We start from the raw sequence: 1,162 nt of genomic DNA, 5'->3' as shown, positions 1-1,162 counted from the left end.
TCCTGCGCGGAAGATGTAACGGGGCTAAGCTATATACCGAAGCTGCGGATGCGAGCTTTGCTCGCATGGTAGGAGAGCGTTCCGTAAGCCTGCGAAGGTGCCTTGTAAAGGGTGCTGGAGGTATCGGAAGTGCGAATGCTGACATGAGTAGCGATAAAGGGGGTGAAAGGCCCCCTCGCCGTAAGCCCAAGGTTTCCTACGCAACGTTCATCGGCGTAGGGTGAGTCGGCCCCTAAGGCGAGGCAGAAATGCGTAGCTGATGGGAAGCAGGTCAATATTCCTGCACCATTGTTAGATGCGATGGGGGGACGGATCGCGGAAGGTTGTCCGGGTGTTGGAAGTCCCGGTCGCTGCATTGGAGAAGGCACTTAGGCAAATCCGGGTGCGGAATTCAAGGGTGTGGCGCGAGCTCCTTAGGGAGCGAAGCAATTGGAAGTGGTTCCAAGAAAAGCCTCTAAGCTTCAGTCTAACGATGACCGTACCGCAAACCGACACAGGTGGGCGAGATGAGTATTCTAAGGCGCTTGAGAGAACTCGGGAGAAGGAACTCGGCAAATTGGTACCGTAACTTCGGGATAAGGTACGCCCTTGTAGCTTGACTGGCTTGCGCCAGAAGGGTGAAGGGGTTGCAATAAACTGGTGGCTGCGACTGTTTAATAAAAACACAGCACTCTGCAAACACGAAAGTGGACGTATAGGGTGTGACGCCTGCCCGGTGCCGGAAGATTAAATGATGGGGTGCAAGCTCTTGATTGAAGTCCCGGTAAACGGCGGCCGTAACTATAACGGTCCTAAGGTAGCGAAATTCCTTGTCGGGTAAGTTCCGACCTGCACGAATGGCGTAACGATGGCCACACTGTCTCCTCCCGAGACTCAGCGAAGTTGAAGTGTTTGTGATGATGCAATCTACCCGCGGCTAGACGGAAAGACCCCATGAACCTTTACTGTAGCTTTGCATTGGACTTTGAACCGATCTGTGTAGGATAGGTGGGAGGCTATGAAACCGGAACGCTAGTTTCGGTGGAGCCGTCCTTGAAATACCACCCTGGTTTGTTTGAGGTTCTAACCTTGGCCCGTGATCCGGGTCGGGGACAGTGCATGGTAGGCAGTTTGACTGGGGCGGTCTCCTCCCAAAGCGTAACGGAGGAGTACGAAGGTACGC

Annotated in this window: 1 rRNA gene; it reads left to right on the top strand. The window is 54.0% G+C overall.

Features of this window, described 5'->3' with window-relative positions:
* Window positions 1–1,162, top strand: a 23S ribosomal RNA gene (locus tag ACIP5K_RS35705); the annotation flags it as partial.

Origin of the sequence: Streptomyces sp. NPDC088785 (assembly GCF_044750685.1) — a bacterium.
GTDB lineage: Bacteria > Actinomycetota > Actinomycetes > Streptomycetales > Streptomycetaceae > Streptomyces.
This window is presented reverse-complemented; position numbering and strand designations above follow the sequence as displayed.